This is a genomic window from Geobacillus sp. LEMMY01 (assembly GCF_002042905.1).
Taxonomy (GTDB): domain Bacteria; phylum Bacillota; class Bacilli; order Bacillales; family Anoxybacillaceae; genus Geobacillus; species Geobacillus proteiniphilus.
Genome location: NZ_MVKA01000037.1, coordinates 1 through 25192, shown reverse-complemented (window position 1 = coordinate 25192; position 25192 = coordinate 1). Strand labels below are relative to the sequence as shown.

General features: G+C 48.5%; 25 protein-coding genes and 2 pseudogenes. 16 read left to right on the top strand and 11 right to left on the bottom strand.

Annotation, left to right across the window (positions count from 1 at the left end; all coding sequences use genetic code 11):
* The first annotated feature begins 199 nt into the window (after window positions 1-199).
* The 3 genes from yhbH (at window position 200) to B1A75_RS20045 (ending at window position 3903) form a co-directional block, all read left to right on the top strand.
* Window positions 200-1357, top strand: a complete 1158-nt coding sequence (gene yhbH, locus B1A75_RS15960; protein WP_079936502.1) for a sporulation protein YhbH — start codon at window positions 200-202, stop codon at window positions 1355-1357.
* A 198-nt stretch (window positions 1358-1555) separates the two neighbouring features.
* A complete protein-coding gene (locus B1A75_RS15955; protein WP_074044455.1) occupies window positions 1556-3514 on the top strand; it encodes a PhoX family protein in 1959 nt (652 codons plus the stop codon).
* A 215-nt stretch (window positions 3515-3729) separates the two neighbouring features.
* Window positions 3730-3903, top strand: a complete 174-nt coding sequence (locus B1A75_RS20045; RefSeq protein ID WP_167367384.1) for a hypothetical protein — start codon at window positions 3730-3732, stop codon at window positions 3901-3903.
* Window positions 3904-4168: 265 nt separating this feature from the next.
* Here the strand turns inward: B1A75_RS20045 and B1A75_RS20390 are convergent, their stop codons facing one another.
* Window positions 4169-4417, bottom strand: coding sequence for a type II toxin-antitoxin system PemK/MazF family toxin (locus tag B1A75_RS20390; RefSeq protein WP_239691277.1), 249 nt, complete (start codon window positions 4415-4417; stop codon window positions 4169-4171).
* Between the two features lie 23 nt (window positions 4418-4440).
* Window positions 4441-4668: a hypothetical protein gene (locus tag B1A75_RS15945; protein ID WP_079936501.1), complete on the bottom strand. Its 228-nt coding sequence runs from the start codon at window positions 4666-4668 to the stop codon at window positions 4441-4443.
* Between the two features lie 320 nt (window positions 4669-4988).
* On the opposite strand from B1A75_RS15945, the pseudogene B1A75_RS20385 reads away from it, so the two are divergent.
* Window positions 4989-5144, top strand: a pseudogene (locus tag B1A75_RS20385) (sporulation protein YhbH); the annotation flags it as partial.
* Between the two features lie 72 nt (window positions 5145-5216).
* Here B1A75_RS20385 and B1A75_RS15940 read toward each other — a convergent pair.
* A complete protein-coding gene (locus B1A75_RS15940) occupies window positions 5217-5927 on the bottom strand; it encodes a hypothetical protein (RefSeq protein WP_074044452.1) in 711 nt (236 codons plus the stop codon).
* A 278-nt stretch (window positions 5928-6205) separates the two neighbouring features.
* On the opposite strand from B1A75_RS15940, the gene B1A75_RS15935 reads away from it, so the two are divergent.
* Window positions 6206-7183, top strand: a complete 978-nt coding sequence (locus B1A75_RS15935; RefSeq protein WP_074044451.1) for a LacI family DNA-binding transcriptional regulator — start codon at window positions 6206-6208, stop codon at window positions 7181-7183.
* 58 nt (window positions 7184-7241) lie between these two features.
* On the opposite strand, the gene B1A75_RS15930 is transcribed toward B1A75_RS15935, so the two are convergent.
* Together B1A75_RS15930 and B1A75_RS15925 are read right to left on the bottom strand one after the other, a co-directional pair.
* Window positions 7242-7922: a response regulator gene (locus B1A75_RS15930; protein ID WP_079936500.1), complete on the bottom strand. Its 681-nt coding sequence runs from the start codon at window positions 7920-7922 to the stop codon at window positions 7242-7244.
* 63 nt (window positions 7923-7985) lie between these two features.
* Complete coding sequence (locus B1A75_RS15925) at window positions 7986-9563, bottom strand: ATP-binding protein (RefSeq protein WP_079936499.1); 1578 nt, start codon at window positions 9561-9563, stop codon at window positions 7986-7988.
* A gap of 313 nt (window positions 9564-9876) precedes the next feature.
* Between B1A75_RS15925 and B1A75_RS15920 the strand changes: the two genes are divergently transcribed.
* The 5 genes from B1A75_RS15920 (at window position 9877) to B1A75_RS15900 (ending at window position 15806) form a co-directional block, all read left to right on the top strand.
* Complete coding sequence (locus tag B1A75_RS15920) at window positions 9877-10923, top strand: TRAP transporter substrate-binding protein (protein WP_079936498.1); 1047 nt, start codon at window positions 9877-9879, stop codon at window positions 10921-10923.
* 160 nt (window positions 10924-11083) lie between these two features.
* The gene (locus B1A75_RS15915; protein ID WP_079936503.1) at window positions 11084-12346 is read left to right on the top strand and encodes a dicarboxylate/amino acid:cation symporter; all 1263 of its coding nucleotides are present in this window, start codon (window positions 11084-11086) and stop codon (window positions 12344-12346) included.
* Window positions 12347-12686: 340 nt separating this feature from the next.
* Window positions 12687-13514: an aldo/keto reductase gene (locus tag B1A75_RS15910; protein ID WP_074044447.1), complete on the top strand. Its 828-nt coding sequence runs from the start codon at window positions 12687-12689 to the stop codon at window positions 13512-13514.
* 147 nt (window positions 13515-13661) lie between these two features.
* The gene (locus tag B1A75_RS15905) at window positions 13662-14354 is read left to right on the top strand and encodes a zinc metallopeptidase (RefSeq protein WP_011230067.1); all 693 of its coding nucleotides are present in this window, start codon (window positions 13662-13664) and stop codon (window positions 14352-14354) included.
* Window positions 14355-14465: 111 nt separating this feature from the next.
* Window positions 14466-15806 carry a hemolysin family protein gene (locus B1A75_RS15900; protein ID WP_011230068.1) on the top strand — a complete coding sequence of 447 codons (1341 nt, stop codon included), beginning with the start codon at window positions 14466-14468 and terminating at the stop codon, window positions 15804-15806.
* 74 nt (window positions 15807-15880) lie between these two features.
* Here the strand turns inward: B1A75_RS15900 and B1A75_RS15895 are convergent, their stop codons facing one another.
* A complete protein-coding gene (locus tag B1A75_RS15895) occupies window positions 15881-16780 on the bottom strand; it encodes an RluA family pseudouridine synthase (protein WP_011230069.1) in 900 nt (299 codons plus the stop codon).
* Window positions 16781-16918: 138 nt separating this feature from the next.
* Here B1A75_RS15895 and B1A75_RS15890 point away from each other — a divergent pair, with 138 nt between their 5' ends.
* The gene (locus B1A75_RS15890) at window positions 16919-17317 is read left to right on the top strand and encodes a YhcU family protein (protein ID WP_079936497.1); all 399 of its coding nucleotides are present in this window, start codon (window positions 16919-16921) and stop codon (window positions 17315-17317) included.
* A gap of 32 nt (window positions 17318-17349) precedes the next feature.
* On the opposite strand, the gene B1A75_RS15885 is transcribed toward B1A75_RS15890, so the two are convergent.
* Together B1A75_RS15885 and B1A75_RS15880 are read right to left on the bottom strand one after the other, a co-directional pair.
* Entirely contained in the window at window positions 17350-17823 is a 474-nt protein-coding gene (locus B1A75_RS15885; RefSeq protein ID WP_033024761.1) for a thioredoxin family protein, read from the bottom strand.
* Window positions 17820-18257, bottom strand: a complete 438-nt coding sequence (locus tag B1A75_RS15880; RefSeq protein WP_011230072.1) for a disulfide formation protein C — start codon at window positions 18255-18257, stop codon at window positions 17820-17822. The genes B1A75_RS15885 and B1A75_RS15880 overlap by 4 nt, the downstream gene beginning before the upstream one ends.
* Before the next feature lie 173 nt (window positions 18258-18430).
* On the opposite strand from B1A75_RS15880, the gene B1A75_RS15875 reads away from it, so the two are divergent.
* Window positions 18431-18877 (top strand): CBS domain-containing protein, encoded by a 447-nt coding sequence (locus B1A75_RS15875; protein WP_011230073.1) that lies wholly within the window; start codon window positions 18431-18433, stop codon window positions 18875-18877.
* Between the two features lie 116 nt (window positions 18878-18993).
* Complete coding sequence (locus tag B1A75_RS15870; protein ID WP_079936496.1) at window positions 18994-20751, top strand: phospho-sugar mutase; 1758 nt, start codon at window positions 18994-18996, stop codon at window positions 20749-20751.
* Between the two features lie 47 nt (window positions 20752-20798).
* On the opposite strand, the gene B1A75_RS15865 is transcribed toward B1A75_RS15870, so the two are convergent.
* Window positions 20799-21056, bottom strand: coding sequence for a YhdB family protein (locus B1A75_RS15865; protein ID WP_013146280.1), 258 nt, complete (start codon window positions 21054-21056; stop codon window positions 20799-20801).
* A 180-nt stretch (window positions 21057-21236) separates the two neighbouring features.
* Between B1A75_RS15865 and B1A75_RS15860 the strand changes: the two genes are divergently transcribed.
* A complete protein-coding gene (locus B1A75_RS15860; protein WP_025039331.1) occupies window positions 21237-21485 on the top strand; it encodes a hypothetical protein in 249 nt (82 codons plus the stop codon).
* 29 nt (window positions 21486-21514) lie between these two features.
* Here B1A75_RS15860 and B1A75_RS15855 read toward each other — a convergent pair whose 3' ends face one another.
* Complete coding sequence (locus tag B1A75_RS15855) at window positions 21515-22120, bottom strand: DedA family protein (RefSeq protein ID WP_079936495.1); 606 nt, start codon at window positions 22118-22120, stop codon at window positions 21515-21517.
* 159 nt (window positions 22121-22279) lie between these two features.
* On the opposite strand from B1A75_RS15855, the gene B1A75_RS15850 reads away from it, so the two are divergent.
* A complete protein-coding gene (locus tag B1A75_RS15850) occupies window positions 22280-23701 on the top strand; it encodes a SpoVR family protein (RefSeq protein ID WP_079936494.1) in 1422 nt (473 codons plus the stop codon).
* 286 nt (window positions 23702-23987) lie between these two features.
* Window positions 23988-24761, top strand: a pseudogene (locus tag B1A75_RS15845) (cytochrome ubiquinol oxidase subunit I); the annotation flags it as partial.
* 73 nt (window positions 24762-24834) lie between these two features.
* On the opposite strand, the gene B1A75_RS15840 reads toward B1A75_RS15845, so the two are convergent.
* Window positions 24835-25192: IS66 family transposase (locus B1A75_RS15840; protein ID WP_139761747.1), on the bottom strand; the 358-nt coding region annotated here is incomplete at its 5' end.

Below are 25192 nucleotides of genomic sequence, written 5' to 3'. Positions count from 1 at the left end.
TGAACCAGAGGATGCGAAGCCGATAATCGGGCTTGTCCATGTTTCTATTTTCCACATTCATTTGTCAATTATTTTGAATTTTTGCATAGGATAAAATAAACCAACTTGGCATAGTGATGGTCCGTTTTAATGACGCCAACATAAGTATATGCGGGAAAGCGAAAAGTGTGAAAATGATTTTTTTAAAGGAGGGGAAAACATGAAGGGGAATTTTGTTGTATCGAAAGAAGACTGGTCCCTCCACCGCAAAGGATATGATGATCAAAAGCGCCATCAAGAAAAAGTGAAGGAAGCGATCAAAAACAATTTGCCCGACTTAATTACGGAAGAAAGCATTATTATGTCCAACGGGCGTGATGTGATTAAAATTCCGATCCGCTCGCTTGATGAATACAAAATCCGCTACAATTATGAGAAAAACAAACACGTCGGCCAAGGAAATGGAGACAGCCAAGTCGGTGATGTGGTGGCCCGAGACGGAAGCGGGGAGGGGCAGGGGCCAGGAAAAGGCCAAGGTGCTGGCGATTTGCCGGGCCAAGATTATTACGAAGCTGAAGTGTCGCTGATGGAGATTGAGGAAGCGTTCTTTAGCCAATTGGAGCTGCCCAACTTGCAACGAAAAGAGCTGGATCAAAATATAACCCAACATATCGAATTTAACGACATCCGCCGCACCGGGCTGATGGGGAACATCGATAAGAAGCGGACGATGCTCGCTGCCTTCAAGCGCAATGCCATGAACGGCAAACCAGGCTTTTATCCGATTTACCGTGAAGATTTGAAGTTTAAAACGTGGAACGAAGTCGTCAAACCAGAATCGAAGGCGGTTGTCTTGGCGATGATGGACACAAGCGGATCGATGGGCATGTGGGAAAAATATATGGCACGCAGCTTTTTCTTCTGGATGACCCGCTTTTTGCGCACGAAATACGAAACGGTGGACATCGCCTTTATCGCCCATCATACGGAAGCGAAAGTCGTCAGTGAAGAGGAGTTTTTCACGAAAGGGGAAAGCGGTGGAACGATTTGCTCGTCAGCCTACCGCAAGGCGCTTGAACTCATTGAGACAAAATATCCACCGTCGCGCTACAACATTTATCCGTTCCACTTCTCTGACGGCGACAACTTGACATCGGACAATGCCCGTTGCGTGAAGCTTGTTCAGGAACTGATGAAAGTATCGAACATGTTGGGATATGGGGAAGTCAATCAGTACAACCGCCATTCAACGCTTATGTCTGCTTATAAAAACATTAAAGATGAAAAGTTTCGGTATTATATTCTTAAGCAAAAGTCAGACGTCTTTCACGCCATGAAAACCTTTTTCCGAAAAGAAGAAAATAAAACGCTCGTATGACCCCTTGCATGATGCAGGGGGTTTTTTAAGGATTATGAACATGCTGGGGGCATTTTTTGTTCATTTTTCAGTTTTGCTGAGAGGAAAATGTTACTTTTTACATAAATTAACATTCGATTTACGAATCTATTAAAATATTTTAACAATTATATTGTTAAATGTAAGTAGGACATTTATTTTATCACAAGGAGGAAAATGATGAAAAGGAAAGGAATTGTCGTTGCTTTGGCTCTTGGAATTATGGTTCCGGCATTGCACCCATCTCAAGCCGCAACAAAAGAAGTAAAGATTGAATCGATCTCATTTAGCGGCTCGAGAGTACCAACTACCGCTGAAGAAATGAGCAAGCCGTTTACAACAGCTTCAGTTGTTGTAAAGTATACGGATGGAAAAACAAAAAACTTCCCGCTTACATATAAGCAGCTTTTTAAAACAACCGATCAGTTTAAAATGTCCAATGGCGAGACGTTCTCAGCAGGTACACCAACGGATTATTATGGTGACCCAATTACCGACAAATCTGTAGATGGGAAACCTGTTCACTATGTATCTGATGCACCAGATGCGAACAGTTTACTTCGTCCAATGAAGGACGGTTCTTTGTACCTTGTTTCTCATTATGAGTATGACTCGTTGGACAATGCTGGAAATCCTGCGTGGCGTCGTGTACCTGCTTCGATGACGTTAACGAAACTATATCAAAATATGAAAACAGGAGAACTGAAGGTTGCAACTGTTGATAAAATTGATGTTTCCACAGTAAACGGGTTATGGGTGCCGTGCAACGGATCGTTAACACCATGGAATACGCACTTAGGTTCAGAGGAATATGAACCTGACGCTCGCTCTTTTGAATTTGATACACAAGATAAGCTCAGTCCATCAACAGCTCATTTAAAAGATTTCGCAAAGCTATATTTTGATGATGAGAAAAAAGCAAACCCTTATTATTACGGCTTTATTCCTGAAGTGATGGTCAATGCTGACGGAACTACTCGCGTTGTAAAACATTACAGTACTGGACGTCGTTCCAATGAATTGATGGTTGTCATGCCGGATGAGCGTACTGCTTACTTTGGAGACGACGGCGAATATACAATGCTGTTTATGTATGTGGCTGATAAGCCGCGTGATTTGTCAGCCGGCACATTATATGCGGCGAAATTTGTACAAACAAGTGCAGAAAACGGTGGGGCTGGCAATTTAGAATGGATTAAACTTGGACATGCGACAGATAAAGAAATTAAACGGATCATTGATAAAGGCATTAAATTCAGCGATATTTTTGAAGTGTCTAATGAACCAAAAGAAGGGTTTACTCCTGTTAAGCAATACTCAGGACAAAGTGCAAACTATGGCAAAATAGAATATTTGAAATTAAAGCCGGGTATGGAAAAGGCTGCGGCATTCTTGGAGACGCGCCGTTACGCAGCGATGTTAGGGGCAACAAGCGAGTTTAATAAAATGGAAGGCTTAGCGGTGAACGCGAGAGACAAAAAAGTGTATGTGGCTATTTCCGACATTAGTAAAGGGATGGAGAAAAACAATCAAGACCCAACGGATCACATTCAATTACCGAAAGTGAAAGCTGGTGCGGTTTATGAGTTAAGCTTAGAGCCAAGACAAAAGAGCACAACTGGTGAGCCGATTAACAGCGGGTATGCAGCCGTTTCTATGAAGGCGCTTATTGTCGGTGAAGATTTGGCTCAACCTGACGCTTACGGCAATAAAGCGAACGTGAATAAAATTGCTGGTCCGGATAACTTAAGCTTCTCTGAGGATTATCGCACATTGTTTATCGGAGAAGATAGTAGCCAACATATTAACAATTTTGTATGGGCATATAACGTGGATACGAAAAAATTGTCCCGCATTTTATCTGTTCCCGCTGGTGCAGAGGCAACAGGACTTCAAGCGGCTGATAACCGAAATGGATTTAGCTACATTATGAGCAATTTCCAGCATCCGGGAGACGAATTAGACAATTTTACACCGACAGCTGTCAAACTTGAGGATGTGAAAAAAGCGATCGATGCAACATATGGAATTAATCAAGCTGGAGCTGTTGGCTATATCCAAGGGTTGCCGAACATTCATAAACTGCAGGAGGAATTAAAGAAACAGCAAAAAGCTCAACAGAGCAAAAAGAAAAAATAAGAGATAACAGAAAGTCTGCCCCATAAATTGGAGCAGACTTTTTTACTGTAGATGAGCAAACGAGTGAAATGACCCTGCCAAACGGCAGGGTCATAAAAAAGAACAAGGTTTCTTGCGGTCGTTGAAACAACCGCAACAGTCGCAGTCATCGTACTCTGACATAAAGGTGGCCGGGGCCCGATTAAAACTGCGAGATTCATGAGGTGGTAGACCACATGGATAAGTTAGTGGTTAAATTGCTTGTTCTCCACGCTTTTATCGCCGAACAGCGGAACGAATATGCTAAAATGGAAACAGAAGATGTTGTGGAACAGGCTTTTGCTGAGGGAATCGTCGCAGCGTGCGAGTTTTTCGAAGAGGCTTTGGAGCATATGATAGAGTATAGATAAGCAATATAGCGAAAATAGCCCGTTCCTAATGAATTAGGATAGGCTATTTTGACTCTTTGTTCATCATATCTTCAATGTATTTCTCTATCAATTTGTGAACAGTTTGTTCTATTTGTTTAACAACGATTTCCCTAATCGTGTCATGCATTTGAAGTGATTCTATGAGCTTAAGATGTAGAGCAGCCCTATCTATTTCGTTTAATGAACATATGTAATCCCCGATTTTGTTACGAGAGAAAGTCATAATTTGATCTAACTTCACATATTAGTCATTGCTTAGCTGCGGATAGTCTTTTTTATAAAGCGGTAAATGGTATGACTTTAGCTCCTTGACATTTCCGTTTTTATCATACAGAGATGTCAAAGGAGCTAAAACAACTGTCTGATTTGGCAAAGTATAATCGTGGAGTAAAAGAGCAGGATGAGATCCTTTAATGGTATATTGAGGTTTCGGATCTTCTTCCGGAAATTTAAACCAAATGATATCTCCTTGCCGAAATTCAAGTCGATCCAAGTTCTCTCTCCCTTAGAAAAAAATCATTCCCCTTGCTTATCTTCAAACATTTCAAAGAAGTCGTTGTCGCTATAGTCTTTTTTCTGTATTTGTTTCAAAAGATGCTTTTTTCTTATTTTATCATTATTGATCATGTCCAAAAAGTCGTAGCCGTTCTCGTCACGAAACCGTTTCAGAGCTTCATCTACAGGAGAAACCTTTTTGCTGGCGCCGCCAATGTTCCGTTGAACCAACTCCTTCACACTTAACATTTCATCATTCCCCCTGTTTTTGTTGGTACGTTTCTTATGATTTTCATCTATTACGTATCACTCTCCCATACTGGATGTGTATGATTACCAGTATGGGAAAATGTCTTTGATTTTAGTATAACAAACTAGCCATTTTCTGTTTGAAAATATTGTTGTATCAACGATTTTAACCAATTTTGTCCGAAAAAACGTGTCAAGCAAAAGTTTTCGACATCCTTTAATGAATATTGTGATAAAATTAGGAAATAAAAGGAGGATTGAAGAAGGGCTAAGCCATAAATGTTATGATAGATAATACAGGAGATTGTGTATAGCGTATACAGTTGTATCAGTACAACCGCCATTCCACGCTCATGTCGGCGTATCGCAATATTAAGGATGAAAAGTTCCGCTACTATATTTTGAAACAAAAATCGGATGTGTTCTACGCGATGAAAACATTTTTCCGCAAAGAAGAGAGCAAACAGCTTGTTTGATCCTCTTGTTGGCTGGAAGGGGGATTTTTTTTTGGAAGCGGGGAAGAGCGGTTTCCTTCCCCGTTGGATACGTTATTGCTTTTGTAATGTAGCAACCATGGCGAGCACGGCGCCAAGCACGTCTTCGTTGCTTGGAGCGTGTACGGTCAATAGCATCGGCGTCGGTTGGGCGCTGGCGATGACATGAACCGTGACGCCGTCCGCTTGGGCGGTGTACCAAACCGCATCAGCGAACGGCTTAGGCAACCCGTCCGTTTGTTGGCGGGCGGCGTTGGCGTCGACTGCTTGGGCATGTTCTTTCGCTAGTTGTTCATAGTTTGTTTCACCCGGAGAAAGCAAGCGGATGCGGGCGAATGCGTCGCCATGAAGCAAGACATCGGCACTCGGTTCTTCGGCGTCAAGCGTCCACCCTTCCAAAACATAGAGGGAAAAATGTTGATTGTCGCTCGTTTGCAGCGTCGCTGTTCCGGTGACTGTTTGATTTCCTGTCCGATAGGACAAAGAAGTCGTTGGTTGCGAAGAGGCAGGTTGCTCTTCGTCAGCGGGCGGCTGCCCGGAGGTTTCTTCTTTTGCGGCTGCTTGTCTACTCGCCGCCGCATCCGATTGGCCGGAAGAAGCTTGCTTTTCGTTTGTCGGCTGCACATCGGCGGACGTTTCTCTTGAGGCGGCTGGCTGTTGTTCTTCCGCTGCTTCTGTTGCTGACTCCTGCGCTTTCATTCCGCAGCCAACCAGCAAGGCGGAGGCGACAGCGAGAGAGAACAACAGTTTCCAGTATCGAGTCATGTTCATTCCTCCTTACGTTCCATATACTCCCCATTATACCAATTGAAACGGTGGAAACAAACAGACTGGTTTCCCTATTTTTTCTGCTTGTTTGTTTTTGCACGTTGTTTGAGGTGCAAGGCGATATGCGCCCCGCCCCAAACAGCGGCGACGAGCAGAACGAGTGAAGCAAATCCGTAAAGCATGTTGTCCCCCTCCTCATGTATACTAGATGGCAGGATCAACAATAATGTATGAAACGCGTTTCAAGGCAAGTCTTTTTTAGGGAGTGTGTGAATATGGCCAATATCCGTGACTTGGCGAAAGAGGCAGGCGTATCGGTGGCTACTGTATCAAGGGTGTTGAACGGATATCCGTATGTGAGCGAGGAAAAGCGGAAGGCGGTTTGGGAAGCAGTGGAGAAGCTCAATTACACGAAAAATATTCAAGCCGTCCATTTGGCGAAAGGAAGGACAGCGATTGTCGGCGTTATGCTTCCGTACATTCATCATCCTTATTTTTCTGCGATAATGGAAGGTATATCCAAAGAGGCGCTCCGTTATGGCTACCAACTGCTTTTGTTTCAGACGAATTATGACGTGGAGAGGGAACTCGAGGCGTTAGAGCGGCTGCGGATGAGGCAAATGGATGGGCTGATCGTGTGCTCCCACGAAGTGGACTGGGAGGCGTTTGCCGCTTATCAGGGAGACGGTCCCATCGTTTTATGCGAACATGTCGGAGAGCACGATTTTTTTGCTGTTTACATTGATCATTATCAAGCGTTTGTCCAAGCGCTTCGCTACTTGGTAAAAAAAGGACACCGACGCATCGGCTATTGCATTGGAAGAATGACGGGGCCGAACAGCCAAGCGAGGGCGGCGGCGTATCAAGATGTTTTGCGCGAAGCTGGCGTCATTCCTCGACGCCAGTGGATTTTTGAGGGTTGTCTATTTCTCGAAGACGGAAAGCGCGTAATCGAGCAATGGGTCGCTATGGAGGAGCGGCCGAGCGCTTTGCTTGTCACCAGTGACCAAGTGGCGGCCGGCATCGTTTTGCAGGCGCAACGCATCGGGGTGCGTATTCCAGAAGAACTTTCCATTATTGGGTTTGACAACGACCCACTCGCTGAGTTGCTTGGCATTACGACCGTCGCTTTGCCTCATTTTCAGCTGGGAGGGAAAGCGTTTCGCTTGATTCATCATTGGTTGGAGACAGGCAATGTGACGCGAAAGCAGGAAGAGCTGCCTGCCCGGTTGCTGGTGCGGGATACGGCATAATAGGGCCTGGCTTTCCGTCTCTGACAACCAGCTTGAAGCCACTCGAAACGGCATCGTGTTATGTTGCTTTCAGATGGTACCGATTCACTGGGCGTCCGACGCCGCCGTATTGAACATCGAGCACGACTTTTCCCGTTTTCTCAAGGTACTCCAAATAGCGGCGGGCGGTGACGCGGGCGATGCCGACTCCTTCGGCCACTTCCTCGGCGGAAACGGGGAAGCGGTGTTGGCGCAAATAGGCGATCACTTTTTCCAATGTTATCTCATTCAGTCCTTTCGGAAGCTCGGAGGACGGTCCGGCCGGTTGTTCAGTCGCCCGCCTTAGGGCATCGAGTTCCACCTGGGTGAGCGATTCCTTTTCCGCAAGCGACCGGCGGAACGTCCGATAATTTTCCAACGCCTGTTTGAGCCGTTCAAATTTAAACGGTTTCACAATGTAATCGAAGGCGCCATTTTGCAGGACGCGGCGCACCGTTTCAATGTCGCTCGCCGCGGTAATGGCGATGATATCGACTTCATGGCCGCGGGCGCGGATTTGTTTTAATGTTTCAAGGCCGTCCAGCTGCGGCATGTAAATATCAATCATCGCTAAATCGGGACGGAGCTCGTGAATGAGGCGGAGCCCTTCTTCACCGTTTCCAGCGAGGCCGATGACGGTGAAGCCGTCGACTTGTTCAATCATTTGCCGATTCACTTCTTGCACCATCGGGTCATCCTCGATCAACAACACGCGATACATAGCCTTTTCCTCCTTCGTCTCGACGGGGGTGTCTTTCGCGGCCGCCGTTGCATGAATGGGTAGTCACATATCAAAGGTAACAGTAAACACCGTTCCTTTCCCTTCCTCCGACTGCACATCGATGCGCCCGTTTCCCTTTTCCACAATTTGCTTCACCAAATACAAGCCGATGCCGCGTCCGTTCTCCCCTTTGGTTGAAAAGCCTTCATCAAAAATGCGGTCAATATGCTCGCGAGCGATGCCTTGGCCGTTGTCTTCAACCGAGAGGGAGCAAATGTCTTCATTTTGTTCAAGGCTGACGTAAATTTCTTTTTCCCGGTCGGTTACGCCGCGAAAGGCATCGAAGGCGTTTTCAATTAAATTGCCAAGGAGAACAACGAAATCATGGTGATCGAGATGCGGCGGAAAGCGGTGCAGCCGGCTGTGGCGATCGATCGTCACGCGAATGCCAAGTTCCTTGCCGCGGCGGATTTTGCTTAGGAGCAGTCCAGAAATGCTTTCGTCCTTAATGTTGCGGCTTAAAAACTGCGTGAGCTCCGCCTGCTCTTCCGTGGCTTGGAACACGTACTCAAGCGCCTTTTCGATATGGCCGAGCTGAATGAGGCCGGCGATCGTATGAAGCTTGTTCATGTATTCATGATTTTGCACACGCAAGGCGTGGACAAACGCTTTTACGCCCGTCAGTTCTTCAGCCAGCCGCTTCACTTCCGTCCGGTCTTGGAAAATGGCAATGGCGCCGACCGTTTTCCCGTTGACTTTGATCGGGATGCGGTTGCTCCAAATCGTTAAATTGCCGATTTGCAGCTCCTTATTGTAAATCGGCTTGTTTACCTCCAAGATTTCCGGAAGGTGTGTGTCCGGAATGACGGAGCGGATCGACCGGCCGATGACATCCCCTTTGATGCCGAGCATTTGTTTTGCCCGGTCGTTGAAGATGGTAATTTTTTCATCGCTGTCAATGGCAATGACGCCTTCGTGCATGGCGTTAAACGCTTCCGTTCGTTCGATGAGCAGTTTGGCGATCTCATGCGGTTCCAGCTCAAACATTTGCCGCTTGATATGGGAGGCGAGCAGCCATGCTCCAATTCCGCCGACAACGAGCGACAAAACGACCGCTATGGTAATTTCTCCATTTAACGAATCAATCGCTTCGAAAAACGTCGGCAGTCGGTAGGCGGCGATGACGACGCCAATTTGTTCGTGATCGCTATTCATAATCGGGACGAAGGCGCGAACCACTGTCCCGATTTCCCCGTGGGCTTTGGATGTGTACGTATGTTCGGCAAACGCCGGCCCCTCATCCGCGCCGCGGGAGATGGTGCCGATCATCACGGGAAGCGGGTGGGAGAGGCGCACTTTGTTCATATCGAGAACGACGATATAGTCGGCGCCATGAATGACGCGCACCCGCTCGACGACCGGATTGATCAGCGCCCGGCTTTGTTTGTTTTCGACAATATGGCGTCTGACTTCGGGCATCTCGGAGACGGTGCGCGCGGTTAGCAAGGCGCGCTGGCTGAGTTCCTCCTCCTTTGTATGGAAAAAGTCGCTGATGATGAATACACCGCTCAGCAACATGGAAAAGCTGACGATGGCGAAAATCAAAATCGTAATTTTCCAGCGAATCGGCAGCCGGTTCATGGCGGAACTCCTTTTTGGCAATCATGATTGCTGTTGAACATGCCATATGAATCGGGAAAGGAATAAATCAACGTTTTTTTTCATTATACCAAATCTTCTTGAATGGAAAGAAACGAAAGGTGTAAAATGGCGGTGGGGAACAAATATTCTGCCCGCCAGCATAGAAGATGGGGCATACGTAAGGCGTGGCGATTGCTGCTTTCAAACCGAATCCGTGAGCTCCAGCCGCTTTTTTGCTTCAATGATTCGAGTCGGCGGGGAGCATTCCGTTGGAGTGCAATTTTAGCAATAGGATGGAAGAATGGTGTGAACAATGGGGAAAAAGTGGAGAGCATGGACAATCCTTTTGTTTGTCGGCCTCGGTCTGGTCGGCTGGGCAGCGAGCCGTCAACTGGGCCGTGAGCCGCTTGTTTATGACGACGAGCAAAAGGGGTTGAAAAAGCAAATCATTATTTATTTCAGCCATGTCGTAGCAGAGAATACGCCAAAAGGGCTGGCGGCGCAAAAGTTTGCCGAGCTCGTCGAGCAAAAAACAAACGGCCGCGTCAAAGTCGAAGTGTTCCCGAACGGCTCGCTTTATTCGGATGGGGAAGAGCTTGATGCGCTGTTGCGCGGCGACGTGCAAATGATCGCGCCATCATTTTCAAAAGTGACAGAGCTTGTCCCCGAATGGCAAGTGCTCGATTTGCCGTTTTTGTTCCGCGATGAGGACGACGTGCGCCGTGTGTTCACTGGAAAAGTGGGCGCCGAGCTGCTTCGGATGCTGGAGGCAAAAGGAATTAAAGGAATGGCGTTTTGGAGCAATGGATTTAAACAAATGATGGGCACAACCCGCCCGCTCATCGCCCCTGACGATTTTCGCGGCTTGCGTTTTCGCATTATGCAGAGCGAAGTGATTGAAAAGCAGTTTCGTCTGCTCGGAGGGGAGCCGATTGCCGTCTCATTCGATCGCGTCTATCGAGCGCTTGAACAGCATAAGTTTGATGGGCAGGAAAATACGATTTCCAATATTTACTCGAAAGGGTTTTACAAATTTCAACCGTATATTACAATCAGCAATCACGGCTATCTCGGGTACGCCGTCATGATGAATCAGTCATTTTGGGACAGTTTGCCAAAAGACATACAGCAAAAAATTACTGAAGCGATGGCTGAAGCGACGCATTGGAATTTGCAGCAGTCGAAAGAGCAAAACGAACGGGAACTCAAGCAGCTTGAGCGGCAGGAGGGGGTCCATCTTTACATGTTATCGGAAACGGAAAAAAAGAAATGGCAACAAAAATTTGCGCCGCTGTATGAAGAGTTTACGCGGCAGTTCGGTTCAAAGCTGTTGAATGAAATCAAGGAATCGCGCGAATGAGCTTCCGTCGGTGGAAGCTTTTTTTATGGAGAACGCCTTTGCCGGCGCTGGAGACCAAAAAGACCAAAACGACCATTATCACCATAATATTTTTATTTCACCGATTTTTCTTTATGATAACGTTGAAAGCGTTGCCAAGATAACGAAAGGAGTGGGTGAAGTGCGGAGAAAACTGAAAAACTTAACGGTGCAAGTCATCATCGGCATTATTTTAGGGATCATTGTCGGATTTGTATTTCCGGAATTTGGCGCGAAGTTGAAAGTGTTGGCAGACGGATTTATTAAGCTGATTAAAATGGTGATCGCCCCGATCATTTTCTTCACCGTCGTCATCGGAATCGGCAACATGGGCGATTTGAAAAAGATCGGCCGCATCGGCGGCAAGGCGCTCATTTATTTTGAAATTGTCACGACGTTTGCGTTGGCGATCGGGATTGTCGTCGTCAACCTTGTCAAACCAGGGGTTGGGTTTCATACCGATGCAGTAAAAGGCGGCGACATTTCACAATACACGAAACAAGCGGAAGAAACAAGCCACGGTTTTGTTGACTTCATTTTAAGCATCATTCCCGACAACGTCGTTGCCGCGATGGCGAGCGGCCAACTGCTTCCGGTGCTCTTCTTCGCCGTGTTGTTCGGTTTAGCGGCTGCCGCGCTTGGGGAAAAAGCAAAACCAGTGATTTCCTTGTTTGAACAGCTGGCGGAAATTTTTTTCGGCGTCGTCAACATGGTTATGAAGGTGTCGCCGATCGCCGCGTTCGGCGCGATGGCGTACACGATCGGCACGTTCGGCCTCGGATCGCTCGTGTCGCTCGGCAAATTGATGGGGTCTGTTTACATTACGATGGCGCTCTTCATTTTCGTCGTGCTTGGCGGGATTGCCAAGTTTTATGGGTTTAACATCTTTAAGTTTCTCGCTTATATCAAAGAGGAACTGTTGCTTGTTTTGGGCACGTCTTCGTCTGAATCAGCGCTGCCGCGGCTGATGGAACGTTTGGAAAAATACGGGTGCTCGAAATCGGTTGTTGGTCTTGTCGTTCCGACAGGGTATTCGTTTAACCTAGACGGCACATCGATTTACCTGTCGATGGCAGCCATTTTCATCGCCCAAGCGTACGGCATTGATTTAACCATTTGGCAAGAGCTGACGTTGCTTGGCGTATTAATGCTCACCTCGAAAGGGGCAGCAGGGGTTACCGGTTCGGGATTCATTACGTTGGCAGCGACTTTGGCGGCGTTCCCGATGATTCCGGTCGAAGGCATCGCCTTGTTGCTTGGGGTTGACCGCTTCATGTCGGAAGCGCGGGCGATTACGAATATTATCGGCAATGCTGTAGCGACAGTGGTTGTTTCGAAAATGGAAAACGAGTTTCATCCGAACGAAGCTGAAGTAGAGAGCGCCTCGATGAGCGTGGCCAAATAAGCGGCGCTTCGCGGATGCAAGCAGACATCAAACGAGCTGCATGCTGCAAATCGCCGAATGGGTGAAAAAAGGATACAATAACAATGCGGGGCTGACCCAAAAGATTGTCCTTCTTCATGCAAGATACAATATATAGTTTTGTCAGGGTGTTTTGTGCGTATATATGGTGATCAGAAAGGGTGTCCCGTTACTTTTGGGACACCCTCTTTTTTACGCCGATTGTTCCAGAGCAGGGGAGATGGAAACTTACGGACAAGAAAAAGGTGCTAAGCATATATTTTGCTTTTCTTTCCCTCTTTTCCCATAATGAAACTATAATGACGCTCGAGGAGGAGAGGATATGAAAGGTCTGCAAGATTGCGCCACTTTGCATAACGGGGTGAAAATGCCTTGGGTCGGCCTTGGCGTTTATAAAGTCAAAGAAGGGGAGGAAGTAAGAAGCGCGGTGCGCACCGCGCTCGAGATCGGCTACCGCCATGTCGATACAGCCGCTTTTTATGAAAACGAAGAAGGTGTCGGTCAAGCGATCCGCGAATCCGGCATTCCACGTGAGCAAGTGTTTGTGACGACGAAAGTGTGGAACACCGACCAAGGGTATGAGACGACGCTGAAGGCGTTTGACAAAAGTTTGAAAAAACTCGGGTTCGATTATGTCGACTTGTATTTGGTCCACTGGCCGGTGAAAGGGAAGTATAAAGAGACGTACAAGGCGCTGGAAAAGTTGTATAAAGATGGCTATGTGCGCGCGATCGGCGTCAGCAATTTCCATATCCACCATTTGCAAGATGTACTGGCGGAGTGTGAAATCAAGCCGATGGTCAACCAAGTCGAGTATCACCCGCGCCTGACGCAAAAAGAGCTGCTTACGTTTTGCCGGGAAAACGGCATCCAGCTTGAAGCATGGTCGCCGCTCATGCGCGGGGAAATTTTAAGCGAACCGACGATCGTTGACATTGGGCGCAAGTACGGGAAAACGCCGGCGCAGGTGGTGTTGCGCTGGGATTTGCAACACGGCGTTGTGACGATCCCGAAGTCGGTGACGCCGGCGCGGATCAAGGAAAACGCTGATATTTTTGATTTCTCGCTGACCGATGAAGAAATGAAACAGATCGACGCGTTGAACTTGAACAAACGGGTCGGTCCTGACCCAGACAATTTCAATTTTTGATGTCCCCATCAGCCAAATAGCGCCTCGATGCAGGCGCTGTTTTTTTTTGAAACCGGAGCGGGCTGTTTGACGTATGAAAAGGTGAGCAAGTACAATAAATAATAGTATACACATTTGATGAACATTGAAAAAACGGAGGGTGCTGCGATGCTATTCCATCCGATGGATATTTTCATTTTTATCGCCTTCCTGATATCGCTTTGGGCGCAATGGAAGGTATCAAGCAATTTCAATGCCTGGTCTGAAGTTCCAGCCTCATCGGGGTTGACGGGGGCGGAAGTGGCGCGCATGATTTTAGACCGCCACGGGCTGCACCATGTGCCGGTGGAGGTCGTGCCAGGGAGATTGTCCGACCATTATGATCCGATTTCCCGCACGGTCCGTTTGTCGGAGCCGGTCTTTTATGGGCGTTCAATCGCTTCCATTTCCGTTGCCGCCCACGAGGTTGGCCATGCCGTTCAACACCAGCAAGGCTACGCTGCGCTCGTCCTTCGCCACCGGATGTTTCCGATTGTGAACTTCGCTTCGGGCGTTGCGCCGTTGTTGTTGCTCGTTGGATTTGTGCTCCATCAATTTTCACTGATTGGACTCGGCATTTTGTTTTTCTCGCTGGCGGTGGCCTTCCAAATCATTACCTTGCCGGTGGAGTTCAACGCGAGCGCACGGGCGAAGCGGTTTATGCTGGCTGAAGGGTTGATCGCCCCAAATGAAGCGCGCGGCGTAAACAAAGTGCTTGGCGCGGCGGCGCTGACATACGTCGCGGCAACGTTGATTGCCGTGTTTGAGCTGCTGAAATATGTGCTCATTTTCACCCAAGGGAACAATAATGAGGAATCGTAACATATTGGGCCGCCTAAGGCGGCCCAGCGGCATCATCGTCTATCAGCTGCAATGGAAACTTTTGTGTGCAGGAGGTGTAACCTGGGCGCTTCATCCGCGCTCGGAGACGAATTGGATATAGCCAGTTTGCTGTTGGTGGCGTTTCTCATCGCTTGCACCGCCTTTTTTGTCGCTTCTGAATTTGCGATCGTCAAGGTGCGCAGCTCGCGCATCGATCAGCTTGTCAATGAAGGGAATCGACGGGCGGTCGCGGCGAAAAAAGTGATTTCGAATTTGGACGGCTATTTATCGGCGAACCAGCTCGGCATTACGCTCACCTCGCTTGGCCTTGGCTGGCTTGGGGAGCCGACGGTGGCGCGGATGTTGCTGCCGCTGTTTGAACGCCTCCATTTATCGGAATCCGTCTCCCACTTTTTAGCGTTTATCATTTCGTTTTCGCTCATCACCTTTTTGCATGTCGTCGTCGGTGAATTAGCGCCGAAGACGTTTGCCATTCATAAGGCGGAAGCGATTACGCTGTTTACGGCTCAGCCGCTCATCTGGTTTTACAAAATCATGTATCCGTTCATTTGGACGCTCAACAACTCTGCGCGGCTCGTGACGCGCCTGTTTGGCCTCAGGCCGGTGGCGGAGCATGAAATCGCCCACTCTGAGGAGGAGTTGCGCCTCATTTTATCAGAAAGCTACAAAAGCGGGGAGATCAATCAGTCAGAGTACCGCTATGTCAATAACATTTTTCGTTTTGACGACCGCATAGCGAAAGAAATTATGGTGCCGCGCAAAGAAATTGTGGCGCTCGATATTAACAAAAGCGTCAAGGAAAACTTGGACATCATTCGCGAAGAAAAGTATACGCGCTATCCGGTCATTGACGGCGATAAAGACCATGTGCTTGGACTCATCAACGTGAAAGAGGTGTTTACGGACTTTATTGCCAATCCGTCCAACGAAAAGCAGATGAAAGACTATATCCGCCCGATCATTCAAGTGATTGAATCGATCGCCATTCACGATTTGTTGGTCAAAATGCAAAAAGAACGCATCCATATGGCGATTTTGGTCGATGAATACGGCGGCACGTCTGGACTGGTTACAGTCGAGGACATTTTGGAAGAAATCGTTGGCGAAATCCAAGATGAGTTTGATATTGATGAAACGCCGCTGATTCAAAAAATAGACGATCGATTGATCTTGGATGGCAAAGTGTTGATCAGCGAAGTGAATGATTTGCTTGGGCTGGACATTGACGATGATGACGTCGATACGATCGGCGGCTGGATTTTAACGAAGCATTATGATATCAAACCAGGCGAGAGTGTAGAAATCGATGGCTACTTGTTTACGGTGAAGGAAATGGATGGCCATCATGTGAAATCGCTGGAAGTGGCAAAAAAAGAGCCGAGCAAAGAGGAGGAGGCGGCAGGCGCCGAAGAGGAGGAGTTGCGTTTGTAAGGCAGACGGGGGCGTCTGCCTTTTCTCGTTTCGGCCGAGAAATCCCCTCCTCCATTGAAGGACAGCAGGGTAGATCAATGGTAAATGCGCGAAAGGTCGGTGGGAAAATCGCTTGTTGGCGCGAGACAAATGACCTCTTCGTTTGTAAACGGGTGGCGGAACGTTAGCTTAGCGGCATGAAGCGCATGGCGATGAAACACTGGTTTGCCGCCATAAAGCACATCGCCGACGAGCGGATGGCCGAGATGGGCCAAATGGACGCGGATTTGGTGCGTCCGTCCAGTCTCGAGAGAAAGCTCGACAAGCGATGTTGACGGGAATGTTTTGATGACGCGATAGTGTGTCACCGCTTTTGCCCCCGTCTTCGAGACGCGCCGGCGCGTTGGATGGTGGCGGTCGCGGCCGATTGGCGCGAAAATGGTTCCTGATTTCGGGGACAAACGACCGTGAACAAGGGCGACGTACGTCCGCTTGATGGCACGGTGGGCGAGCATCCGATCGAGCGTCGCACCGGCAAGCGGGTGTTTGGCAAATAAAATCGCTCCCGACGTGTCGCGGTCAAGTCGGTGAATGTGGCGCACTTTTGTTAAAATTGCCTGCGACTGCAAATAAAACGCGACCGCATTGGCGAGCGTGCCGGTTTGCCCCGGTTCGGACGGATGAATGTCGATGCCGGCTTCTTTGTTCAAGACGAGCAGATGGTCGTCCTCCCATAAAATCGAAAGCTCCCGATATTCTGGAACGATGAACGACGGCTCCGGCTCATATGCGTAAAGCTGGAGCCGGTCGCGTTCGTTGAGCACCGTCTTCCAGGGAACAGCCTGGCCGTTCAGTTTGACGCCGTGTTCCATCCGCCAACGGTGGGCGAGCTTTTTCGAGGCGGCCCATACGTCTTTCAGGAGCTGTTCAATCGTCAAACCGCTCCACCAGCTAGGGATGATGCATTCCAGCCAATCGCCTTTTCTTGTCCACAAAGGTTGTCACACTCCCAATTGTTTGTTAGCTGTGGAAACACTTTCTACCCCTATCCTTGCGCGAGATATGGTACACTCATAGTATCGTCTTAGTGATGGAAAACGCAAGCATTGCGGCGAGAAAAGGTGGTATGGACGTTGAAAATGATGTATGCAGCGACTCCGGAACAAGAGCATTACATGCAGTATTTGCTCAACTACTTTTATACCGATGTGTTCCCGTATTACTTCGATGATGAACAAATCCGTCAATTTGAGGAATGGGGCATTCTTTCGCTGGACCACGAACATGTGGCATATAATGGAACGATGAAAGAGGCTTTCCAAATCATTTCAGCGTTGCAATCGCTCATTACCGTCATCGAACATATCGGAGAGCATGGGGATTTGGAACAGTATGAATGGCTGTTTGTTCGCAATCAAAAGATTTTGGCCCGCCATGGCATTGCCTTTCCTTTTCATGCCAAGCAGTTCACTTGCAGGCGGCTTTGGCCGTGCAGCGTGTATGCGCCTGCGGTGAGCCAATGGGTGATGTAAAACAAGGAGCTAAGCTATGCTTAGCTCCTTGTTTACTTTTCACTGTGCAATGAGGAAAACCAGTTTCGGAACGTTTGTTCGTCGTGATACCCTTCGATGCGTTTGATTTCTTTGCCATTTTCGTAATGGACGATCGTCGGGGTGGCTTCAATATGGTACGCATCCCACCCGTCTTCGAATTCAAGCAAGTTGAACAGCTTTAAATCGGTGCCGAGCTCCTTTGCGAGCGGCACGACGATCGGCGTTGTCCGCTGGCAGTGAGGGCATGTCGGGCTGTAAAAGTAAACGGTCAGCGTCTTGCCGTCAGCCAGCTGCTGTTTCAACTCCGCGGGCAAAATAATGTTGCGGTAGTTCGGGTCGTCAAGTTGTGCGATGGTGGCCGGATGCAGCTCGTTTTTATGGTAAGGGTTTCCTTTGGCTGCTTCGTTTTGTTCATACGAGGTAACAAAAGCGATGGCGGCAAATAGCGCGATGATGATGCCGCCAAATGCGAGCAGTTTTTTCAACGTTCGCTCTCCTTTCTTTGCTGGCGCATGACGGTCCAACTTAACAACATAATGATCATAAAGGCAGTGAACGCCAAAAATGGAATGGTGATAAATCCAAGCCAGTTTATATATTGCCCTGTGCACGGAATGCGGCCGCAGCTGATGGCGTATTCTTGAAGCAGCGGAATTTTTTGCAATCCATAATGATACAGAGAAATACCCCCGCCAATCAATGACAGTGTGAAGCTATAGCGAGCTGCCGCAGCGTCTTTGCGCACAATGGCGATTCCTAAAATCACGACTTGCGGGTACATAAAAATGCGTTGAAACCAGCAAAGATCACAAGGAATAAAGCCGAGCACTTCAGAAAAATAAAGGCTTCCGAGCGTGGCGATGAGCGCGGTCGCCCATGCGGCCAAAAGCAAGTTCTCCGCACGTTTTTCTCGTTCCATGTTCTCTCCTTCTTCCCATCATGTTCCCGATCTTGCCTCCGTTAGCTCCATTATAAGGGATGGAAAACGGCACGTCCATTCATAACCGGCAAAGGGCAGGAAAGAAAACAACATTTTCTATCTATATCGCTCGACAAACGAGCCATACTAATCGGTGAAAGGGGAGGATCACATTGACGAACAACAGCGGAAACAAAGTGCAGGACATTATGACGAAAAACGTCGCAACGATTTCGCCGAACCAAACGGTGCAAGAAGCAGCGCAAATCATGAGCCAAAAAAATATTGGGGCGCTTCCGGTTGTGGAAAACGGGCAAGTCAAAGGGATGATTACGGACCGCGATATTACGTTGCGTGTTTCGTCCCAAGGAAAAGACCCGTCGACCGTCAAAGTAGCGGAGGTCATGACGAACCAAGTCGTCACCGGTACGCCGAATATGAGCGTACAGGAAGCCGCGAATGTCATGGCCCAACATCAAGTTCGCCGTTTGCCGATCGTGGAAAACAACCAGCTTCAAGGCATTGTTGCGCTAGGCGATATTGCGACGAACAGCGCATCAAACGAAGCGGCTGAACAGGCGTTGACGAACATTTCGGAGCCGTCGCAGCCGCAAGGGTAATGGGGGAAAAAGGATGCCCACATTTTTTCCAGGGCATCCTTTTTCTTTTGGCAGGTATATTGTATGATGGGAGCGAATACATAAACAGGGAAAATGAAAATCAAGGGGGAACAGCGATGGAGTGGAGACAAAAATACGAACAATGGCTGCGTGAGCCGCAGCTCGATCCGGAATTGAAGCGGTTGTTGGAACAACGCCGCAATGATGAACGATGGCTGGAGGATTGCTTTTACAAAAATCTCGAATTCGGCACCGGCGGCATGCGCGGCGAGATTGGCCCGGGGACGAACCGAATGAACATTTATACGGTGCGAAAAGCGTCGGAAGGATTGGCGCGATACATACAATCGTTTGGCGATGAGGCGAAGCAGCGCGGGGTCGTCATTGCCTATGACTCCCGGCATAAGTCGCCGGAATTTGCGATGGAGGCGGCGAAAACGTTGGCTACCAACGGCATTCAAACATACGTGTTTGATGAATTGCGCCCAACGCCGGAACTGTCGTTTGCTGTTCGCTATTTGCGGGCGTTTGCCGGCATTGTCATCACCGCTAGCCATAATCCGCCCGAATATAACGGCTATAAAGTGTATGGAGAGGACGGGGGACAGCTGCCGCCTGCTGTCGCCGACCAAGTGATCCGCTATGTCAATGAAGTCGAAAACGAGCTCGCCATTCATGTGGAAGATGAGGAAACGTTAAGAGAAAAAGGCCTTATTCGCATCATCGGAAGCGACGTCGATGATGCTTATATCCATGCTGTCAAAACGATTTCAATCCATCCGGAGCTCGCTCGGGAAACGGCGATCAACATCGTGTTTACGCCGCTTCACGGCACGTCGAACAAACCGGTGCGCCGCGCGCTCGCTGAACTCGGCTACCAAAACGTCTTTGTCGTCAAAGAGCAGGAGCTGCCGGATCCGAATTTCTCGACGGTCGCCTCGCCCAATCCGGAAGAACACGCGGCCTTCGCCATGGCGATGGAGTTGGGCAAGCAAGTGAACGCCGATCTGCTGATCGCCACCGATCCGGACGCCGACCGGATGGGCGTGGCGGTTAAAAATGACAAGGGAGACTATGTCGTGCTGACCGGCAATCAAACCGGCGGCTTGTTGCTCCACTATTTGCTGTCGCAACGAAAAGCTCAAGGCACTCTGCCGGAAAATGGTGTTGTCTTAAAAACGATCGTGACGTCTGAATTTGGTCGGGCGATCGCCCAATCGTTTGGTCTTGAGACGGTCGATACGTTGACCGGTTTCAAATTCATCGGCGAAAAAATGAAGGAATACGAACAAACAGGGCAATATGCGTTCCAGTTCGGATATGAGGAAAGCTATGGGTATTTGATCGGCGATTTTGTCCGCGACAAAGATGCCGTGCAGGCGGCTGTCCTCGCGGCGGAAGTGTGCGCGTTTTATAAAAAGCAAGGGCTATCGCTGTATGAGGCGCTCTTGCAATTGTTTGACCAGTACGGCTATTACCGCGAGGGGCAACAGTCGCTCACTCTAAAAGGCAAGGAAGGAGCAGAGGCGATTGCCGCGATTTTAGCGTCGTTCCGCCAACAGCCGCCGGTGGAGGCCGCGGGGAAAAAGGTGACGGTGATTGAGGATTACAAAACGAAAGAGCGGACGAACACGTTGACCGGCGAAAAAACGGCCATTGATTTGCCGACATCCAATGTGCTCAAGTATATCTTGGAGGATGGCTCGTGGTTTTGTCTGCGTCCATCAGGGACGGAGCCGAAAATGAAGGCGTACTTCGGCGTCAAAGGGACGTCGCTAGGGGACAGCGAAGAAAGACTAGCGCGCTTAACAGAAGCCGTCATGCAGCGCGTAAAGTATGTGCTCAGCACCGTTTCGCCTTCTTATGCGCAATGATCAGCACAATCTGCGGGGAATTGGACGATGCCAATTCCCCGTTCGTTTTACGAGTAAAACTGCGCGTACTGCTCGACTCCCATTTTTTGTTCGCTCACTTCAAGCGCATGGTCAATATAGCGAAGCAGGGCGTGCAACCGCTCCTGGATGACGGAGTAGTCATGTTCAAAATTATAAGCGTGGAGAAACTTTTCAATTTTTTTCGACAGAATATCATCAGGCGTACGCACCATTAAAATGAGCAAATTGTCCCATTCGGAGCGATGCGTGTAATAGAGCGCCTTATCATAGTCGACGGTGTTCAAGCGGCATGCCTCCTTTATCAAGAAGGAGTCATTGTTAGTGTATGACGGCGGGGCGTTTTGTTGCCCTGTAAATGTTGCGACAGAAGGCAAAATATAAATTATAACCGAAATGAAAACGAAAAAGGAAAAATAAATGTTGCAATTTTGTGACAAGGATAGTATCCTCAAAATAAGGGGATGATGAGAATGAACAAACGGCACGAAGGGCAAGAAATGATCAACATGTGTAAATGGATGGCGTCAGTGGGATTGATTGTCGGAGTTGTACTGTTTTTGCTTAGTTTTATCGCAAGCGCTTACAACAAAGACTATTTCTTGACGATCATCAGTCTCGGCATTATCGGGGCCTCGATGTTTATGTTCGGATTTGGCCTGTTTATGGGATTGCTGACAGAAACGTACCATCGCGGCCCGCGCGAGAACGTATAGCGCGCATAGAGAATGAAAAACACCGGAGATTACCCCGGTGTTTTTCGTTTTTGTTGGATGTACCAATAGAAGATGGCGAAGCCGAGAACGACCAGAAAGACAGGAAATAAGAATGGACGGTAGGCGTGGATATACTGCTTGACGGCCATCCAGCGGCTTTCAAAATAGGCGCCGATCGTCAAAAAGACAGCGACCCACACCATCGCCCCGCTGTAGGCGAACAAGGCAAACTTTCTCCAACGGTAGGCGTTCATGCCGGCCCAAAAGGCGGCGAGATGCCGAACGCCGGGGATGAAATAGCAAATGAACAATACCGCTGGGCCGAGCTTCGAAAAAAGCGCTTTCGTTTGCTCGAGCCGTTTTTCTGTAAGATGGAGCTTGGGACCGAATTTATGCAAAAACGGCAGCCCGAGCGTAATCCCGAGCATATAGCTGAGCGAGATGCCAATGATGGCTCCAAGCCAGCAGGAAAGAAAAGCGAGCGGATACGAAAACGCCCCCGTTGAAACGCGGTAACCGGCATATGTCAACAGCAGCTCGTCGGGGATCGGCAGCCCAACAATGCCGAGCATCAGCGCAACCATAATGCCGATGTAGCCGAAGTGTTCGATAAGATAATGCAAATAGTGCTGCAAATGACCACCACGCTTTGCCGCGATTTCTTGTATATGACCATTATAAGCCAACGGTCCACAAATGAAAATGGGGCGCTGCGCGTTCATGCCAAACGATGGAACGTATCAAAACGCCGTTTCCCTCATACATTGTGATAAGAGGAAAAAGGGGGGAGATGGATGCGGCAGGACGAGCTGAAAGAGTTGGAACGGGCGATTGCGGAAATTACGGAAATCGCAGAAGGATTTGGGCTTGATTTTTACCCGATGCGCTATGAGATTTGCCCGGCGGACATTCTTTATACGTTTGGTGCCTATGGGATGCCGACGCGATTTTCCCACTGGAGCTTTGGGAAACAGTTTTACAAAATGAAGCTTCATTATGATTTAGGGTTAAGCAAAATTTACGAGCTCGTCATCAATTCGGACCCTTGCTACGCGTTTTTGCTCGATACGAATACGCTCATCCAAAATAAGCTGATCGTCGCCCATGTGTTGGCCCACAGCGACTTTTTCAAAAACAACGTACGCTTCAGCAACACGAAGCGCGATATGGTGGAAAGCATGGCGGCGACAGCGGAGCGGATCAAGCATTATGAACATCAATACGGAAAATTGGAAGTGGAAAAATTTTTGGATGCCGTCTTGGCCATTCAGGAGCATATCGATCCCTCGCTCCTGCGGCCAAAGCTGTCATGGACGTGGGAAGATACGGAAGTGTACGAAGAGGAGGAGCCTCCGAAAACATCGACGCCGTACGACGATTTATGGTCGCTTGACGAGCGAGACAAACTGAAAACGCCGCCGCGAAAAAAACGGCGCAAGTTTCCGCCGCAACCGGAAAAAGATGTGCTATTGTTCATTGAAGAATACAGCCGCGAACTGGAGGATTGGCAACGCGACATTTTAACGATGATGCGCGAGGAAATGCTTTATTTTTGGCCGCAGCTGGAGACGAAAATCATGAACGAAGGATGGGCGACGTATTGGCATCAGCGCATTTTGCGCGAGATGGATTTGACGAGCGATGAGGCGATTGAATTTGCGAAACTGAACGCCAACGTCGTGCAACCGTCGCGCACTGGCATCAATCCGTATTATTTAGGACTGAAAATTTTTGAAGACATTGAAGAGCGGTGGAATAATCCGACTGAGGAGATGAAAAAATACGGCGTCAAGCCGGGGTCGGGGAGGGCGAAAATTTTTGAAGTGCGCGAACTCGAATCCGACATTTCGTTTTTGCGCAACTATTTAACGAAAGAGCTCGTCATGCGCGAAGATATGTATTTGTTCCAAAAACAGGGGAAAGAATATAAAATCGTCGACAAAAACTGGGAGCATATCCGCGACCAACTCGTCAGCATGCGGGTAAACGGCGGATTCCCGTATATCACGGTCAATAACGGCGATTATATGCGCAACGGAGAGTTGTATTTGAAGCATTGGTATGAAGGAATCGAACTCGATCTGAAGTATTTAGAAAAAGTGCTCCCATACATTTATCAGTTGTGGGGCCGTCCGGTCCATATGGAGACGGTCGTCGAGGAAAAGCCGATGTTGTTTACGTATGACGGGAAAACGGTGCATCGGAAATATTTATAACATGAGGGCAGGGATCTCCTGCTTTTTTTGTTTGTCACGATGAATATGTGAAAAATGACACAAATTATTCGAAATCATGCCGGATAGCGTCCCCGATTTTATGAAATAATATGAAGTGGATAATTTGTGATGGTTGTCACAAATTCTTCACCACTGTTTGTTCGCCCGGGGGGATGGATATGTGGAAGCGGCATGAAAAAACGCTTGTGTTCGTTAGCTTTGCTGTTGCGGCTGTTGTCTTGCTTTCCTTGATTGGCCGCTTGTTTTCATAAGGGGGGGATGAATCGTGAACGGTTACGATCCGGTGCTGCTTAGCCGTATTTTGACGGGATTGACGCTGACGGTCCACATCATTTATGCCACGATCGGCGTCGGGATTCCACTGATGATCGCCATTGCCCAGTGGGTTGGGATTCGCAAAAATGATATGCATTACATCTTACTCGCTCGCCGCTGGACGCGCGGTTTTGTCATCACCGTAGCGGTCGGCGTGGTGACAGGAACAGCGATCGGCTTGCAGCTGTCGCTTTTATGGCCGAACTTTATGCAGCTGGCTGGCCAAGTGATCAGCTTGCCGCTGTTCATGGAGACGTTCGCCTTCTTTTTTGAAGCCATTTTCCTCGGCATTTATTTGTATACATGGGATCGGTTCGAAAATCAGAAAAAACATTTGCTTTTGCTTATCCCGGTGGCAATTGGGTCTTCAGCATCAGCCATGTTTATTACGATGGTGAACGCGTTTATGAATACGCCGCAAGGGTTTGAATTTAAAAACGGCGAGCTTGTCAACATCGATCCAATCGCGGCTATGTTCAACCCAGCGATGCCGACGAAAGTCGCCCATGTGCTGGCGACTTCGTATATGACGTCAGCATTCGTGCTTGCTTCGATCGCCGCTTGGCATTTATGGAAAGGCAATCGTCACATTTATCATCGCAAGGCACTTCATTTAATGATGAAAACAGCTTTTATTTTTTCGGTAGCCAGTGCATTGATTGGCGACTTATCGGGCAAATTTTTAGCCGAATACCAGCCAGAAAAGCTGGCGGCTGCTGAATGGGTAACTATTCACCCCAGTGCTAGTGTATAAAAAAGCCCAGCACAAATAGGGCATTTCGGTCATAGAAAATGCCCTAGGTAGCGGAAAGAACTCGATCGATCGTTTCGCCTGCCAACAGAAGACATAACGAATCCCACACGTTTTTTTCGTGTTTCGTCAGTGTGGAAACGATGCTTCTTGCGATGCAAAACGACTGCGCGAATGTTTCTTCGCGAAACGTACCCGAAATGTTCTCTTTGACTTTGACCATGCGAAGATCGCGTTCGGCTTGGTTGTTGTCAAAGGGAACATGTACTTCACGTAAGAAACGCAGCGCTTCTTCCTTTCGTTTTTGAAGCCGTCGAACAAAAGCRAGTGCTTTTTTCGGAAGAGGCGTCATCGGTTCKAATCGGTGTTGTGCTCTTTCTAGGATGCGATCATACACTCGTTCC

Coding starts and splice junctions, on each gene's coding strand:
- B1A75_RS15920 (WP_079936498.1), top strand. CDS start 9,877: ATGGGGAAAAAGTGGAGAGCATGGACAATCCTTTTGTTTGTCGGCCTC.
- B1A75_RS15860 (WP_025039331.1), top strand. CDS start 21,237: ATGAGAATGAACAAACGGCACGAAGGGCAAGAAATGATCAACATGTGT.
- B1A75_RS15910 (WP_074044447.1), top strand. CDS start 12,687: ATGAAAGGTCTGCAAGATTGCGCCACTTTGCATAACGGGGTGAAAATG.
- B1A75_RS15850 (WP_079936494.1), top strand. CDS start 22,280: ATGCGGCAGGACGAGCTGAAAGAGTTGGAACGGGCGATTGCGGAAATT.
- B1A75_RS15870 (WP_079936496.1), top strand. CDS start 18,994: ATGGAGTGGAGACAAAAATACGAACAATGGCTGCGTGAGCCGCAGCTC.
- B1A75_RS15880 (WP_011230072.1), bottom strand. CDS start 18,257: ATGGAACGAGAAAAACGTGCGGAGAACTTGCTTTTGGCCGCATGGGCG.
- B1A75_RS15940 (WP_074044452.1), bottom strand. CDS start 5,927: ATGACTCGATACTGGAAACTGTTGTTCTCTCTCGCTGTCGCCTCCGCC.
- B1A75_RS20045 (WP_167367384.1), top strand. CDS start 3,730: ATGGATAAGTTAGTGGTTAAATTGCTTGTTCTCCACGCTTTTATCGCC.
- B1A75_RS15930 (WP_079936500.1), bottom strand. CDS start 7,922: ATGTATCGCGTGTTGTTGATCGAGGATGACCCGATGGTGCAAGAAGTG.
- B1A75_RS15945 (WP_079936501.1), bottom strand. CDS start 4,668: ATGTTAAGTGTGAAGGAGTTGGTTCAACGGAACATTGGCGGCGCCAGC.
- B1A75_RS15905 (WP_011230067.1), top strand. CDS start 13,662: ATGCTATTCCATCCGATGGATATTTTCATTTTTATCGCCTTCCTGATA.
- B1A75_RS15925 (WP_079936499.1), bottom strand. CDS start 9,563: ATGAACCGGCTGCCGATTCGCTGGAAAATTACGATTTTGATTTTCGCC.
- yhbH (WP_079936502.1), top strand. CDS start 200: ATGAAGGGGAATTTTGTTGTATCGAAAGAAGACTGGTCCCTCCACCGC.
- B1A75_RS15955 (WP_074044455.1), top strand. CDS start 1,556: ATGAAAAGGAAAGGAATTGTCGTTGCTTTGGCTCTTGGAATTATGGTT.
- B1A75_RS15935 (WP_074044451.1), top strand. CDS start 6,206: ATGGCCAATATCCGTGACTTGGCGAAAGAGGCAGGCGTATCGGTGGCT.